This window comes from Roseateles sp. L2-2 (assembly GCF_050613215.1).
GTDB classification, from domain to species: domain Bacteria; phylum Pseudomonadota; class Gammaproteobacteria; order Burkholderiales; family Burkholderiaceae_C; genus Roseateles; species Roseateles noduli.
Window position 1 is genome coordinate 6,443,379 of sequence record NZ_CP192509.1, and the last position, 15,067, is coordinate 6,458,445.

Consider the following 15,067-nt stretch of genomic DNA (forward strand, 5'->3'; position numbering starts at 1 on the left):
CGTCGGGTTACTTCGACGACGCGGCGGGAGCGGCGGGGGCGGCGCCCTGCGGCGCGGCGACGGGGCGTCCCTTGTCGTCGAGCTTGGCCTGCTGCGGCGTGACCGGCGCGCCGGGCATCGCATGCTGGAGGCCGTCGATGATCACGAGCTCGCCGGGCTTGACGCCCTGGACCACGCGGTAGCCGTCGAACAGCGCGCCGGCCTGGACCGGACGCGGCGCCACGATGTTGTTGGCGCCGACGACCATCACGACCTTGTTGGCCTGGTCCGTGCCGATGGCGCGGTCCGGGATCAGCGTGGCGGTGTAGGAGCCGGTGCCTTCCAGCCTGACGCGAGCGAACAGGCCGGGGACGAACAGCCCGTCCTTGTTGTCGAAGACGGCGCGGCCGCGGATGGTGGCGGTGGCCGGGTTCAGGCGGTTGTCGACGAAGTCCATGCGGCCTTCATGCGGGTAGCCCTGCTCGTTGGCCAGGCCGAGGGTGACCTTGGTGGCCTGCTCGCGCTTGGCGCCGCCGGCGCGGGCGGCGGCGGCGTACTTCAGGAAGGTCGCCTCGCTGGCGTCGAAGTAGGCGTAGACCTTGTCGCTGGAGACGACGGTGGTCAGCACCGGCTCGCCGATGTTGACCAGGTTGCCCGGCGTCACGTTGGCGCGGGAGCTGCGGCCGGAGACCGGGGCGCGGACCTGGGTGAACTCCACATTCAGCTTGGCCTGCGTCACGGCGGCTTCGGCGGCGCGGATGTTGGCCTCGTTGTTGCGGACGGCGGCCTTGAGCTGGTCGATCTCCTGCTGGCTGACGCCCTGGATGGCGACGAGCTTCTCGGCGCGGCCCAGGTCGGACTTGCTCAGTTCGCCGGCGGTACGGGCGGCGGCGGCCTGCGCTTCGGCGCGGGCGACCTCGGCCTGGAAGGGACGCGGGTCGATGGTGAAGAGCGGGTCGCCCTTCTTGACCACCTGGCCTTCGCGGAAGTGGACCTTGTCGAGCGTTCCGGCGACACGGGCGCGGATCTCGACGGTGTCGGGCGCTTCCAGGCGGCCGGTGAATTCATCGAAGTCCTGGACTTCGCGCGAGATCGCCGGGGCGACCGTCACGGGCGGAGGGCCGCCATGCTGTTGTTGTTGATCCTGTTGTCCACAGGCGGTCAGCAGCAGCGCCACCAGGGCGCCGGCGACGGCGTTGCGATTGAAAGAAGGTCCAGCCATGCATCACTCCCGAAAACGCCCACGGCATCTGTTGCACCGCAGCGTGCGGCGGAATGTACGCGGTACATGAAAACGCTTCCAGTGCCCCAGGCAATACCTGTCCCTTTGCCGGAGGGCTTCCTGGAAACGATTGACTGCCTGGGCAAGGTTGTGAGCAAGTCTCGTCGGAGACACTGCCGGAAAACGTCAGGAGGATGGGGGTTCGGAGGATTGGGCAAGGAGGGCGGAGTGACCCAGATTGGTGCTTCGCGGCACAGGCCAGGCTTTGCCCGCCACCTGGCCTGACTCGTCGGCCGCGACGCAGGCAACAAAAAACCCGGGCAAGCCCGGGTTCTTCGTCGAGGGTCGTCATGAAGGATCCCGGAGGACCCTTCGCGGCGCTCAATGCACGCCGTGCATCAGCTTCTTCATCCACGGGCTGAGCAGCATCAGCAGCACGCCGGCGCCGGCCGGGATGATCGTGAAGATCAGGAAGAAGGTGGACATCGAGTAGGTCGACGAGATCGCATCGATGTACGAGCCCGTGGCGCCGGCGATCTTGTTGGCGATCGCCGCGTTGACGAACCAGACGCCGAACATCAGGCCCAGCAGGCGCGCCGGCGCCAGCTTGGAGATGTAGGACAGGCCGACCGGCGACAGGCACAGCTCGCCCATCGTGTGCAGCAGGTAGGCCAGCGTCAGGAAGATCATGCTGACCTGCGCCGTCTTCGCGCCCGCCGGGATGCCCGACGCACCGTACGACAGCGCCGCGAAGCCCAGACCCAGCAGCACCAGGCCGACGCCGAACTTCACCGGACCGCTCGGGTTCCAGCGACGCTCCCACATCTTGCTGAACATCGGCGCCAGGATCACCAGGAAGAACGAATTCAGCACGCCGAACCAGGTGGCCGGAATCTCGGATTGCTCCATCTGGAACTCACGCACCAGCATCCACAGCGACAGGCCCCAGATCACCGCCAGCGCCAGCGCCAGCAGCAGGTTGGACAGCTTGTACAGACCTTCGGTGCTGCGGCCCAGCTTGATCAGCAGCCAGCTCAGGATCGCCACCGGGATCAGCGTCATCAGCGAGTTGACGATCTTGAAGATCAGCCCGCTCGTGCCCACCAGGGCGCGGTCGGTGTAGTCCGCCGCGAAGATGGTCATCGATCCGCCGGCCTGCTCGAAGGCGAACCAGAAGAAGATCGTGAAGAAGGAGAACACCACGATCGCGATCAGCCGGTCGCGCACGATGTGCCCCGGCGTGTCGTCCAGCTTCTCGCTCGGATCGACCATGGGCGCATCCTTGCTCGGCTTGCCGCCGATGTCGCCGAAGATGCCCTGCGCCAGCCAGAACTGCAGCGCACCCAGGATCATGAAGACCGCCGCCAGGCCGAAGCCGTAGTGCCAGCCGATCTTCTCGCCGATGTAGCCGCACAGCGAGATGCCGAAGAAGGCGCCCGCGTTCACGCCCATGTAGAACAGCGTGTAGCCGCCGTCCCGCTGGCCTTCGTTGTCCTTGTTGTAGAGCTGGCCCACGATCGCCGAGATGTTCGGCTTGAACAGGCCCGTGCCCAGGATCACCAGACCCAGGCCGACGTAGAAGGTCGCCTTGGTGTCGAAGAACAGCGCGATGTGACCCGCCGCGATGATGAAGCCGCCCAGCACCACCGAGCGCCGCGTGCCCAGGAACCGGTCCGCGATGTAGCCGCCGATGATCGGCGTCAGGTACACCAGCATCGTGTAGGTGCCGTAGAGGCTGGTCGCCTCTTCGCGCGTCCAGCCCCAGCCGCCCTTGGCGGCCTCGGAGATGAGGTACAGCACGAGCAGCGCCCGCATGCCGTAGTAGGAGAACCGTTCCCACATCTCGGTGAAGAACAGGACGAACAGGCTGTTGGGCTGGCCGAGGATGGTCTGCCGCGCTCCGGGAGTTTGAATTGTGTTCAAACGACGCTCCGTGATCGATCGCTGAAGGATCGCTGGGGAATCAATGACCCGGCGTCCGGGTCACGGGAAACCGCGTTCCTGGGATCAGAACGCGTTTGCCGCTGGTCCAGGCCCCGGATCGATCCGATCCTTCAGGGCCCGCCAGCGGCAGGCGGCGCCATTGTCAGCGAAAGGTCAGCGTGAACCCGCCCCTCGGCACTAGGGCTCTCCCTAGGTCCGGACGGCCGTCATGGGCGCTCCTCGCGCAGCAGCCGCAGGCCGTTGAGCACCACCAGCAGGCTCGCGCCCGCGTCGGCCAGCACCGCCAGCCACAGCGAGCCGATGCCCGCCAGCGTCAGCGCCGCCACGATCGCCTTCAGGCCCAGCGCCACGACGATGTTCTGCTTCAGGACCATCGCCACGCGCTCCGACAGGTCGATCAGCTCCGGCAGCTTGCGCAGGTCGTCCTGCATCAGCGCGATGTCGGCGGTCTCCAGCGCGGTGGCGCTGCCGGCCGCGCCCATCGCGATCGCGATGTCCGCTCGGGCCAGTGCCGGCGCGTCGTTGACGCCGTCGCCGATCATCGCGACCGGTCCCTGTTCGTCGGCGAGCTTCGCGATCGCGTCGAGCTTGTCCTGCGGCAGCAGCGGCGCGCGCACCGCGTCCTCGGGCATGCCGAGCCGGCCCGCCATCGCGACGGCGCTCGCGCGCTGGTCGCCGCTGAGCATCGTCAAGGTCAGGCCGCGCGCGCGCAGCGTCTTCAGGACTTCGGCGGCTTCCGGTCTCGGCGTGTCCGAGAGCGCCAGCAGCGCCAGCGTCTGCGCGCCGCGCATCAGCCAGACCAGCGTGTGGCCCTGCGCCTGCAGCGCGCGGGCGGCGTTGCGGGCCGCGTCGTCGACGGCGCCGCGCTGCTCGGCCAGGCGCTCATTGCCAAGCGCGAAGTCGGCACCGTCCAGCTGCGCCGTCAGACCCAGGCCCGGCAGGTTCTGCAGATGATCGACGGGCTCCAGCACGGAGCCGATGCGCTGCGCGTGCGCCGCGACGATCGCCTGCGCCAGCGGATGCATGCTGCCGGCATCGAGCCGTGCGGCCAGGTGCAGCGCCTGGTCGACATTCACCGAGGGGAACAGCGGCTGCACGGCCGCCAGTTGCGGCTTGCCTTCGGTCAGCGTGCCGGTCTTGTCGAAGGCCAGCGTCTTCAGCTGCCGGGCGCGCTCCAGGTAGAGACCGCCCTTGATGAGGATGCCGCGGCGCGCCGCCGAGGCCAGACCGCTCACGACGGTCACCGGCGTCGAGATCACCAGCGCGCACGGACACGCGATCACCAGCAGGACCAGACCCTTGTAGATCCAGTCGCTCCAGGTCCCGAGGCCCAGCAGCGGCGGCAGCACCGCCAGCGCGACGGCCACGAGCACCACCGCCGGCGTGTACACGCGTGCGAAGCGGTCGATGAAGGCCTGCGTCGGGGCACGCTGCGACTGCGCCTGCTGCACGGCGGCGGCCATGCGGTCGAGCAGCGTGTGACCCTTGGCGGCGGTGATCTCCATCTCCAACAGGCCGTCGCCGTTGATGCTGCCGGCCAGCAGCCCGTCGCCGGGCGCCTTGTCCACTGGCATCGCCTCGCCGGTCAGCGCGGCCTCGTTCAGGCTGGAACGTCCGGTGAGCAGGCGGCCATCGAGCGGCACGCGCTCGCCCGGAGGGACGCGAACCCGCGCGCCGATCGCCACGTCCGCCGCGGGCACCGAGGTCCAGCGACCGTCCGCGCCCTGCACCTGCGCCGTCTCCGGCGCCAGCTGCGTCAGCGCGCGGATCGCGTCGCGGGCGCGCGCCAGGCTCAGGCTCTCCATCATCTCGGACAGGCCGAACAGCCACACCACCATCGCCGCCTCCGGCCACTGGCCGAGCACGATCGCGCCGATCACCGCCAGGCTCATCAGCAGGTGGATGTTCAGCGTCACGCTCTTCAGCGCGATCCAGCCCTTGCGCAGCGTCGGCAGGCCGCCGAGCAGCATCGTCGCGACCGACAGCGCGATCACCACCGGGCCGGATTCGTCGAAGCCGGAGAACGCCAGCGTCTCCGCCGCGATCGCGGCGACACCGGCGATCGCCATGCGCCACTTCAGGCCGGCCGAGATCGCCGGCGGCGGTGCTGGCGGCGGAGCCTCGGCCTCGATGGGCTCGGCGCTCATGCCGGCCGCGTTGATCGCCGCGCGCAGCGGTGCGTCGTCCGGCAGGCGGTGGTGGACGTCGAGTAGACGGTTGATGAGGTCGAACTCCAGCGCGACCACGCCGTTCTTGCCTTGCAACTGCTTGCGCAGCAGGCCTTCCTCGGTCGGGCAATCCATGCCGGCGATGAAGTAGCGCTGGCGCGTCGTGCCGGCGAGTTCCTCGGCGGTCGGAGCCGGCGACTTCGGTGCCGGCGCGGCGCACGACGCGCCATGCGCGTGGTCGTGGTCGTGGTCGTGGTCGTGGTCGTGGTCGTGGTCGTGGTCGTGACCATGTCCCTCGTCATGAACATGCTCGGCATCGTGACGATGGACTGGCGCGGCCGCTGCCCGCGCAGGCGCAGGCGCTGGCACGACGGCCGTGTGACCGCAGCACCCGCCGCAGGACGAAGCGGTGGACTCGGGCGCGGCGGGGCGGTGATCGTGTTCCTGATGTGCCATGGGGTCGATTGGATAGTCTGTAGCCGCTCCAAGGTCAAGCGGCTATCCTGATCGCCATGCGAATCGGCGAACTGAGCAAGTCCACCGGCGTGGACATCGAAACCATCCGCTTCTATGAGAAGAGCGGCCTGCTGCCTCCGCCCGCGCGGAGCGACAACGGCTACCGCGACTACGCGCATGCCCACCTGGAGCGGCTGGCTTTCATCCGGCACTGCCGCGCGCTGGACATGTCGCTGGCGGACGTCACGCTGCTGCTCAACAGCCTGGAGACCCGCGACCCGGAGGAGCTCGTGAAGGTCGACGTGCTGGTGGCGTCGCAACTCGGCAAGGTCCGCGCCCGGCTGCAGAGCATGCGGGCGCTGGAGGCGCAACTGGTCGCGCTGCAGAAGCGCTGCGACGCGGACCACGACCACCACGCCTGCGGCATCCTCGAGGAACTCGTGTCCGCGGCGCACGGCGAGGCTTGCGCCTGCCATCCGGAAGGCGCGGCGCCGACCGCGCGCGGCGCGTGACGCCTTGATCCGGCAACCGCCCCGGCGGGAGCGGGCGCTCACCTGATCGGGGCCAAGGGCGCCCGTATTTCCGTGACGAAGTGGGCGCATCAGCCTGCCGGGCGGGAACAGGGGACGCTCCGACAGTTCAGTCCGCGCCTAGAACGGACGATGTAGAGTGCGGGCCGCCCGCGTTACAAATTCAAGACATGTGACGCGGCCGGCTCCAGGTCACTCGCCACGCCGCTCTTCAAGTCGCTCATCACGTCCTTCATGCGTGTCTGTTCACTGTCATCGGTCAAGAACCGCATCGTCCTCGGTCAGCCGCTCGCCTTCAGTGTGCGCGACTCCGACCGGACGCTGCTGCTCGCACGCGGGCAGGTGATCGCCGACGAGGCGCAGCTCAACGCGCTGATGCGTCGCGGCGCCCTGGTCGACGCGAACGAGCTGGCCGAATCGGCGCGCCAGGCGGCCCCCGGACCGGCGCGCTCCGCCGCCTACCTCCGCGAGCGGCTCCCCGAGGAATGGGACCGCGGCCAGCAGGACGTGCGCAACGCGTTGTCGGCTTCGCCGGATCGCATGGCGACCGCGCTGGACGGCGCCACCTCGCTGATGCTGACGTTGATCGACAGCTCGCCGGAGGTCGCCCTCTCCCAGGTGGTCCGACAGCCTGAATCCACCAGCGGCCACTACGGCGTTACGCATTCCTTGCATGCGGCCACCGCGTGCCATGCGGCGGCCCGTTATCTGGGCTGGGGCCCGGACGACCAGCGTCGCGCCTTCCAGGCCGCGCTGACGATGAACCTGGGCATGCTGGACCTGCAGGCGCGCCTGTCCAGCCAGGTCTCGCCGCTGACGGCGATGCAGCGCGAGGCCATCAACGAACACCCGATCCGCAGCGTCGAGATGCTGAGCGCCGCCGGCATCGACGATCCGGACTGGCTGGAAGCGGTGCTGCAGCACCACGAGACGCCCGACGGACGCGGCTATCCGCACGGCCTCAGCGACGTCGGCGAACTGGCCGAGATGCTGCGCTACGCCGACGTCTACACCGCGCGCCTGAGCAGCCGGGCCAACCGGCCGGCGATGAGCGCGGCGCAGGCGGGGCGCGAGCTCCACCAGATGGCGGCGCAGAGCCCGTTGGCCGCCGCGCTGATCAAGTCCTTCGGCATCTTCCCGCCCGGGAGCCTGGTGCGGCTGGCCAGCGGCGAGGTCGGTCTGGTCGTGCGCAACGGCGACAAGGCGCACCGTCCGATGGTGTCGGCCTTGACCAACGCCAACGGCGAGCCGCGCCACACGCCGGTGCTGCGCGACAGCAGCCGCGAGGACCACGCGGTGATCGCGCTACTGCCCGCGCACGCGTCGCCGATCCGCCTGTCCGACGAACGCATCGCGTCGCTGATCGCCAGCGCCTAGGTCGGAACGAGGGCGCCGGGCGCCCGGCCGGAGGGCCCTCCGCAAAGCCTTGCGGGCGATCCACCTCGATGCATCAGACTGGCGAGGATCCACCTCTCTTTCGGTAAGCCCGACCCCCGTTCGCGGCGCGCAGACTCCGCCGCTTTCGGACATGGGGGATGCATGTGGGTCAAGTGGTCGAACTGAAATCGGGGCGCTGGCGCGCGGCGGTGGCGCCGGATCGCGGCGGGCGCCTGCGCTGGCTGGGGGAGAGCGGGCCTGGCGGTCGCGAGCCGTGGTTGCGTCCGCTGCTGATCGAGCGGACCAAGCTCGTGGGCGGCGGCGCCGTGAGACTGATGCCGCCGTCCCAGGTCTCCGAGGACATGGCGCACCTGGTGCCGGACCTCGGCGCCTTCGACGCCCCCTGGCGCATCACGCACCAGTCGCCCGATGCGATCACGCTGATGCTGCATGCGAGCAGCCCGTCGCCGGGCGCCTGGGGCTTCCAGGCGAGCCAGACGCTGCGGCTGGACGAGCACCGGCTCGACTGGAGCCTCTCGGTGCACAACCTGAGCCGCATGCCCATGCCGGCACGCCTGGGATGGCTGCTGCACTTCCCCGACGACTTCGCCGACGCCGCGTGGCTGGACGAAACGATCGACGTCGTGAAGCTGTCCGGCCGCGACCACGTGGAGCGCCGCGATCCCTGGTGCGGCATCGCGTCGCTGAGCGGCGCCGGCGGACGCATCGTGCTGCTGCGCGGCGAACGGCCGCTCGATACCTTGAGCTTCGAGCGCCACGCGACGCGGGCCTCGGTGCAGGTCCAGCTCATGACGCCGGACTCGCCGCGCCTGCAGCCGCTCGCGCGGGGCGAGGAGCTGACGCTGAAGCTCTCGATCGATCTGCTGGAGCCGAGGACGCCCCCGCTGCCGCGCGTGCCGCCGGAGCACCCCTCGGGGTCGCTGATCCTCTGAGCGCCTCCGAGTTCCTTCTCTGGGGGCCGATGAAGGGGGGGGCAGAGGGTGGGGCAGGCGAAGGAGGGCGGCGCGAGGCATGGCCGGCACGCGCCCGGACGCGCACGGCCGAGGAGAGGAGACGGGGGAGGCGCCGCCTATACTGCCGCGCGCTGCTCCTGCGGCCTCCCCCCATGCCGACGCTGCCCTCCCTCGCCGCCATCCGGCCCTATCTGCGCGATGCCTTGCGCGACGATCTCGTCGCCGCCGTGGTGGTCAGCGTCCTCCTGATTCCCCAGAGCCTGGCCTACGCGATGCTCGCGGGTCTGCCGCCGCAGGTGGGCCTCTACGCCAGCCTGCTGCCGCCCCTGTTCTACGCGGCGCTGGGCTCCAGCCCCTTCCTCAACATCGGCCCGGTGGCCGTGCTGGCGCTGATGATCATGCAGACGCTGCAGCTGGCGCCCGCCGGCGTCAGCCCGAGCGAAGCCGCGCTGGTGCTGTCCGCGGAGGTCGGTCTGTTCCTCGGCGCGGCGGCGCTGCTGCGGCTGCATGCGCTGGCCGCGCTGCTGTCGGTGCCGGTCCTGCATGGCTTCGAGTCGGGCGCGACGATCGCCATCGCCGCGAGTCAGTTGCCCGTGCTGATCGGGTCGACGGCCACCGGCGGCACGCTGCCGGACCTGTGGCGATCGATGTCGGCGCACGGCTTCGACTGGCGCGGCGTCGCGGCGCTGTTCGGCGTGGTGTCGCTGCTCGCGCTCGTCGTCGTGCGACGGCTGCCCAAGGGCTTCGTCTCGCGTATCGCGCCGCTGGCGGTGCTGCTCATCGGCATCGGTGTCGCCTGGGGATGGGATCCGCTGGGCTTGCCGCGCGTCGGGGAACTGCCGCCGCTGGCGCTCGTCTTCACGTTGCCGCGGCTCGACGCCGAGCTGTGGACGGCGATGCTGCCCGGCGCCGCGCTGATCGGGTTGCTCGGCTACGTGTCGAGCCTGGCGGTGGCGGAATCGCTCGCGCGTCGCGTCGGTCAACGCGTCGACGCGCGACGCGAACTGATGGGTCTGTCCGTCGCCAATCTGGCGGCGGCGATTTCCGGCGGCATGCCCGCCGCAGCGAGCTTCTCGCGCAGCGTGCTGATGAGCGACGCGGGGAGCCGCACCCGCATGACCGGCGTCTTCGTCGCCGCGATGATGGGCCTGGTCCTGCTGACGCTGTCGCCGCTGCTGGCCTGGGTGCCCAAGCCGGTGCTGGCGGCCAGCATCATGGTCGCGGTGCTGTCCGGCCTGAAGTTCGGCCCTTATGCCGACGCCTGGCGCTACGACCGCGCCGAGGCGCTGCTCATGACGGCGGTGACGCTGCTGGTGATCTTCGTGGGCATCACCGCGGCGCTGGGCCTGGGCGTCGCGAGCGCCATCGCGCTGCTGCTGCAGCGCAGCGCCCGGCCGCACGTCGCGCTGATCGGCCGCATCCCGGGCACCGAGCACTACCGCAACGTCGAGCGCCACCACGTCGAGCTTGATCCGGAGGTCCTCGGCCTGCGCATCGACGAGAGCCTGCTCTTCCTCAACGGCCGCAGCCTGGCCGACGTGGTCCAGGCCCACCTCGACACGCACCCGACCACGCGGCGCGTACTGCTGCAGATGTCGCCGGTCAACAGCATCGACTTCAGCGGCCTCAGCGCGCTGAAGGAACTGCACGAGACGCTGGAGCGCCAGGGCCGGCGCCTGGACCTCAGCGAGGTCAAGGGACCGGTGCTCGACCGCCTCAAGGCCAGCGGCTGGGAGTCGTGGTTCCGCGGGAAGATGTACCTGTCGCATCACCTGGGGATGAGCGACCCGGGCTGACGCCGCTCAATGCACCTCGTTCAGATGCCCGTGCTTGCGCAGGTCGGGGATCAGGAAGCAGACGAGGAAGGCGAAGAAGCACATCACCGAGACGTACAGGTAGAACGCGCTCTCGACGTTCGCGGACTTGAGGCTCAGCGCGACGAACTCGGCCGAGCCGCCGAAGATCGCGTTGCCGATCGCATACGACAGGCCCACGCCCAGCGCGCGGATCTCCGGCGGGAACATCTCCGCCTTGATCAGCCCGCCGATCGAGGTGTACAGCGACACGATCGCCATCGCCAGGATGATCAGGCCGAAGGCCGCGTAGGGGCTCTGCACGCCCTTGAGCGCCGAGAGGATCGGCCAGGTGCAGACCGCCCCCAGGAGGCCGAACCACAGCATCGAGGTGCGCCGCCCGATGCGGTCCGACAGCGCGCCGAACAGCGGCTGCATGCACATGTAGACGAACAGCGCCGCCGTCATCACCGTGCTCGCCACCTTCTTGTCCATGCCCACGCTCAGCACCAGGTACTTCTGCATGTAGGTCGTGTAGGTGTAGAAGGCCAGTGAACCGCCCGCGGTGAAGCCCAGCACGATCAGGAACGAGCGCATGTGCTTGCTGAACAGCTCGCGCATCGAACCCGATTCCTTGCGATCCAGCTGCTCCGCTTTCGCGGTCTCGGCCAGCGAGCGGCGCAGGTAGAACGCGATCACCGCCGTCGCCGCGCCCGCTGCAAACGGAATGCGCCAGCCCCAGTCATGCATCTGCGCATCGCTCAGCGTCTGCTCCAGGATCGCCACCACCAGCACCGCCAGCAGTTGCCCGCCGATCAGCGTCACGTACTGGAACGACGCATAGAAGCCGCGCTGGCCTCGCAGCGCGACCTCGCTCATGTAGGTGGCGCTGGTGCCGTATTCGCCGCCGACGGACAGGCCCTGGAACAGCCGCGCCGCCAGCAGCAGCGCCGGTGCGAGCACGCCGATGGTCTCGTAGGTCGGCATGCAGGCGATGGCCAGCGAGCCGCCGCACATCATCAGCACCGAGATCATCATGGCCGTCTTGCGGCCCTTGCGGTCGGCGATCCGGCCGAACAGCCAGCCGCCGATCGGACGCATCAGGAAGCCCGCGGCGAACACGCCCGCCGTGTTCAGGAGCTGGACCGTCGGATCGCCCTTCGGGAAGAACGCGTGCGCGAAGTAGATCGAGGTGAACGCGTAGACGTAGAAGTCGAACCACTCGACCAGATTGCCGGACGACGCGCCGACGATGGCGAAGATGCGGTCCCGCTTCTCATGCGCGGTGTAGTGCCCGGGAACACCGGACGCCGGCGTGGCGCCGCCGGAAAGGGGTGGGGTCTTGGCAGTCATGGACCAAGCCTACTCCCGCGATGGAAAACCCGCAGGCGTGGTTCGGACAAACCGAACGCCACGCGCACCGCATGAGCGCTTAAGCCATTTCCGCCATCGCCAGCCGCACGCCGAAGGCGAGGAACAGCGCGCCGATGCCGCGATTGAGCCATCGCCCGAGCGTGCGCGCCCACCCCTGCCCACGTGCACGAGCGCCCGCCACGGCGCTCGACCAGGCGAGCAGGTGGCACCACAGCATCCCGTTCACGTTGAAGACGGCGCCGAGGAACAGGAACGCCGCCGCCTTGCTAGGCGCGTCGGCCGAGATGAACTGCGGGACGAAGGCCAGGAAGAACAGCCCGACCTTGGGGTTCAGCACGTTGGTCAGGAAGCCCTGCGCGAAGATCTTGCGCAGCGGGGCCGCGGGCGGCGCGGTCGGGACAGCCTCCCGGCCCCCGTCCTCCACCAGATCACCGGCGCGGCCATCCGCGCGGTTGGCTGCACCGTCTTCGACGGCGCGGCGCTTGAACAGCATCCCGATCCCCAGGTAGACCAGGTAGGCCGCGCCCAGCAGCTTCACCACGGTGAACGCCGCCGTCGACGCAGACAGCAACGCCGACAGCCCCAGCGCCGCGGCCAGGATGTGGACGCAGGTGCCGGCGCCTATGCCCAGCGCCGCAGCCGAGCCGGCGCGGAAGCCCTGCGTGGCGCTGCGCGCCATGATCAGCAGCGAGTCCGGTCCCGGCGTCATGTTGAGCAGCAGGCCGGAGGCGATGAAGAGGCCGAGGTCGTGGGTGCCGAGCATCGAAGACGTCTCCCGAAAGTCTCTCGAAAGGCCGCCATCATGCCCGCCCCCGGCGCGCCGCGCGCGATATGCGCGCAACGATTGTTCCGATCTTTTCAACGGAGTGTTGCGGAGGAATGGATTTAAGGGTCAACCCTTATCGTTCACACTTCATCCCATCGACACATCGAAACCGCTTCCAGGAATCTCCACCAGGCGACGACTTGAAACCTCCGGGCAACCGACAGATTTCAAACGACACCGAAATGAATCCCTGGCGCAATCGACGGGCCGAATCATCCACCCCGTGCCCCTTCGCTGTAGCCCTGGGACCGAATCTGAAAGGAAACATCATGACCTCCAAGAACATCCTGGCTTCCGTCCTCTTCGCCTCCGCCGCCCTGGTGGCCGGCAGCGCGATGGCCAACGACAACCCGCACACCCAGCCCGTCAACACCCCCAGCGCCGTGAGCCGCGCCGAAGTGCTGGCCGACCTGGAGATCTACCGCGAGTCCGGCCTGGCCGCCGTCGAACAGTCGGAAACCTACGGCTACGACAACGCCCGCCGCGAAGCCGCGCAAGCCAAGTACGCCCAGCTGCGCAGCTCGCCGTACTACGCGACCCTGGTCAAGAAGTTCGGCGGCAGCGCCCCGGCCACGTCGGTCGCCGGCCGCTGATCTCCCGATCCAGTCCCCGGATCCTGTCCGCAGGATCCTTGATACCCGCCTGCAAGAACCCCCTGAGAGAGAACTCGAACAATAGATTGGTAGAGAGCATTTTCTAGGTCAAGGGCTCCGGCCCTGGTCGGTGGCGGTTCTCCGCACTCCACCCTCCTGTCCGTCACCGACCGCCTATACCCCCTCGATGAGCCACTACTCGCCGAGGGGGTTTTCTTTTGCTTAAGCCGAAATTAAGTATCGCAACGCCGGAAGCCGTTAGATATTCATCCGATATTCAAGAACAGGTCGGCGGACATACTCATCCGGTATTCGCCCGCAGCGCCCTGTCCCGGCGCATGAACCGGGAATCCGGCGCGGAACGCGCACGACCGTGCGGAATCCCGGAGAATCGCGCCGCGGCCCTCCAGCAGTCCCCCTTCCGGGCCGCCTGATCAAGGGCATCGGATGGACCGGATCGTGCAAATGCGGGCATTCGCCCGGGTGGTGGAAACCGGCAGCTTCACCAAGGCGGCCGACTCGATGGATCTTCCCAAGGCCAGCCTGACGCGGCTGGTGCAGGCGCTGGAAGCGCGCCTGCGGGTCCAGCTGCTGACGCGCACCACCCGCAAGGTGACCGTCACGCAGGACGGCGCCGCGTACTACGAGCGGACCATGGCGCTCCTGAGCGAGCTCGAAGCCATCGACCAGGGGATGCTCCACGACCAGAGCAAACCGCGCGGCCGGCTGCGCGTGGACGTGACCACGCTGACCGGCTCGCGGGTGCTGATCCCCGCGCTGGGCGACTTCCACGAACGCTATCCCGACATCCAGATCGCGCTGGGCGTCAGCGACCGCGCGATCGACCTGCTGGTGGACAACGTCGACTTCGTGCTGCGCGTCGGCCCGGTGCAGGACGCCGGCCTCGTCGCGCGCCGCGTCGGACAGATCCAGTTCTGCACCTGCGCCTCGCCGGCCTACCTGGCGAAGCACGGCACGCCGACCACGCCGCAGGAACTCGACCTGGAGCCGCATCAGGCCGTGGGCTACTTCTCCTCGCGCACCGGGCGTGTGTTCCCGTTCGTCTTCCACCGCGGCGACGAGCGCATCGAGGTCGAAGGCCGCCGCCGGCTCGACGTCAACGACAGCAACGCCTATGTCGCGGCCGGGCTCGCCGGCCTGGGCATCGTGCAGCTGGCGAAGTACGCGGTCCAGGAGCACCTCGACAGCGGGGAGCTGGTGCCGCTCTTCCCCGAGTGGCACCACAACGCGGTGCCGGTGCACCTGGTCTATTCGCCCAACCGCTACGTGTCGGCGCGCATGCGCGTGTTCATCGAGTGGGTGGCCGAGACGCTGGCGAAGAAGGGCCTCGGTCCGGATTGAGCGCGGACCGGGCGCGCACCGGGCGCGGGTCGAAGCGTCGGATCAGACGCCGCCTGCCGGCGTGCCGCCGCGGCCCACGAGCCACACGACCAGCAGCACCATCAGCAGCACCCACAGCACGACGATGGCCGCGCCAACCTTGAGGTTGCGGGGCAGCCGGCCGCGTTGCTCGGCGGCGCGGAGGCGGGCCCGTGCGATCACCTGCGGCGGCATCAGCCGCAGCACCAGCCAGAAGCCCAGGGGCACGAGGATGAGGTCGTCCAGCAGCCCGAGCACCGGGATGAAGTCCGGGATCAGGTCGATCGGGCTCAGCGCGTAGGCGGCGACCGCGATCGCCACGAAGCGCGCCAGCCAGGGCGCTTCCGGATCGCGTGCCGCGTAGAAGACGGTGAGCAGCTCGCCCTTGAGCAGGGCGGCCCAGCGCTTGAGGGATCCGCGTTTCATCCCCTCATCATGCGTCAGCAGCCGG

12 protein-coding genes are annotated in these 15,067 nt (G+C 69.1%); 6 read left to right on the plus strand and 6 right to left on the minus strand.

The genetic code is table 11. From position 1 onward, the window contains the following. Window positions 1–7: 7 nt before the first annotated feature. From ACQZ13_RS28650 to ACQZ13_RS28660, 3 genes are all read right to left on the minus strand, one after another. Window positions 8–1,201 (minus strand): efflux RND transporter periplasmic adaptor subunit, encoded by a 1,194-nt coding sequence (locus ACQZ13_RS28650; RefSeq protein ID WP_088409059.1) that lies wholly within the window; start codon window positions 1,199–1,201, stop codon window positions 8–10. Window positions 1,202–1,582: 381 nt separating this feature from the next. Further along, window positions 1,583–3,124: a peptide MFS transporter gene (locus tag ACQZ13_RS28655; protein WP_431049205.1), complete on the minus strand. Its 1,542-nt coding sequence runs from the start codon at window positions 3,122–3,124 to the stop codon at window positions 1,583–1,585. Window positions 3,125–3,351: 227 nt separating this feature from the next. Then, window positions 3,352–5,769 carry a heavy metal translocating P-type ATPase gene (locus tag ACQZ13_RS28660; protein WP_431049206.1) on the minus strand — a complete coding sequence of 806 codons (2,418 nt, stop codon included), beginning with the start codon at window positions 5,767–5,769 and terminating at the stop codon, window positions 3,352–3,354. Window positions 5,770–5,825: 56 nt separating this feature from the next. On the opposite strand from ACQZ13_RS28660, the gene ACQZ13_RS28665 reads away from it, so the two are divergent. The 4 genes from ACQZ13_RS28665 to ACQZ13_RS28680 all read left to right on the plus strand — a co-directional run bounded on the left by ACQZ13_RS28665 (window position 5,826) and on the right by ACQZ13_RS28680 (window position 10,446). Next, window positions 5,826–6,281 carry a Cd(II)/Pb(II)-responsive transcriptional regulator gene (locus ACQZ13_RS28665; RefSeq protein ID WP_431049207.1) on the plus strand — a complete coding sequence of 152 codons (456 nt, stop codon included), beginning with the start codon at window positions 5,826–5,828 and terminating at the stop codon, window positions 6,279–6,281. A gap of 252 nt (window positions 6,282–6,533) precedes the next feature. Further along, a complete protein-coding gene (locus ACQZ13_RS28670; RefSeq protein WP_431049208.1) occupies window positions 6,534–7,676 on the plus strand; it encodes an HD-GYP domain-containing protein in 1,143 nt (380 codons plus the stop codon). Between the two features lie 158 nt (window positions 7,677–7,834). After that, entirely contained in the window at window positions 7,835–8,629 is a 795-nt protein-coding gene (locus ACQZ13_RS28675) for a hypothetical protein (protein ID WP_431049209.1), read from the plus strand. 173 nt (window positions 8,630–8,802) lie between these two features. Then, on the plus strand, window positions 8,803–10,446 hold the full coding sequence (locus ACQZ13_RS28680) for a SulP family inorganic anion transporter (RefSeq protein ID WP_088409054.1): 1,644 nt from the start codon (window positions 8,803–8,805) through the stop codon (window positions 10,444–10,446). A 6-nt stretch (window positions 10,447–10,452) separates the two neighbouring features. On the opposite strand, the gene ACQZ13_RS28685 is transcribed toward ACQZ13_RS28680, so the two are convergent. After that, window positions 10,453–11,796, minus strand: a complete 1,344-nt coding sequence (locus tag ACQZ13_RS28685; RefSeq protein ID WP_431049210.1) for an MFS family transporter — start codon at window positions 11,794–11,796, stop codon at window positions 10,453–10,455. 79 nt (window positions 11,797–11,875) lie between these two features. After that, window positions 11,876–12,580 carry a LysE family translocator gene (locus ACQZ13_RS28690; protein ID WP_431049211.1) on the minus strand — a complete coding sequence of 235 codons (705 nt, stop codon included), beginning with the start codon at window positions 12,578–12,580 and terminating at the stop codon, window positions 11,876–11,878. Window positions 12,581–12,912: 332 nt separating this feature from the next. On the opposite strand from ACQZ13_RS28690, the gene ACQZ13_RS28695 reads away from it, so the two are divergent. Together ACQZ13_RS28695 and ACQZ13_RS28700 are read left to right on the plus strand one after the other, a co-directional pair. Then, complete coding sequence (locus ACQZ13_RS28695; protein ID WP_431049212.1) at window positions 12,913–13,236, plus strand: DUF4148 domain-containing protein; 324 nt, start codon at window positions 12,913–12,915, stop codon at window positions 13,234–13,236. A 465-nt stretch (window positions 13,237–13,701) separates the two neighbouring features. Then, window positions 13,702–14,598, plus strand: a complete 897-nt coding sequence (locus ACQZ13_RS28700) for a LysR substrate-binding domain-containing protein (protein ID WP_431049213.1) — start codon at window positions 13,702–13,704, stop codon at window positions 14,596–14,598. A gap of 42 nt (window positions 14,599–14,640) precedes the next feature. On the opposite strand, the gene ACQZ13_RS28705 is transcribed toward ACQZ13_RS28700, so the two are convergent. After that, on the minus strand, window positions 14,641–15,042 hold the full coding sequence (locus ACQZ13_RS28705) for a YkvA family protein (RefSeq protein WP_431049214.1): 402 nt from the start codon (window positions 15,040–15,042) through the stop codon (window positions 14,641–14,643). Window positions 15,043–15,067: the final 25 nt, after the last annotated feature.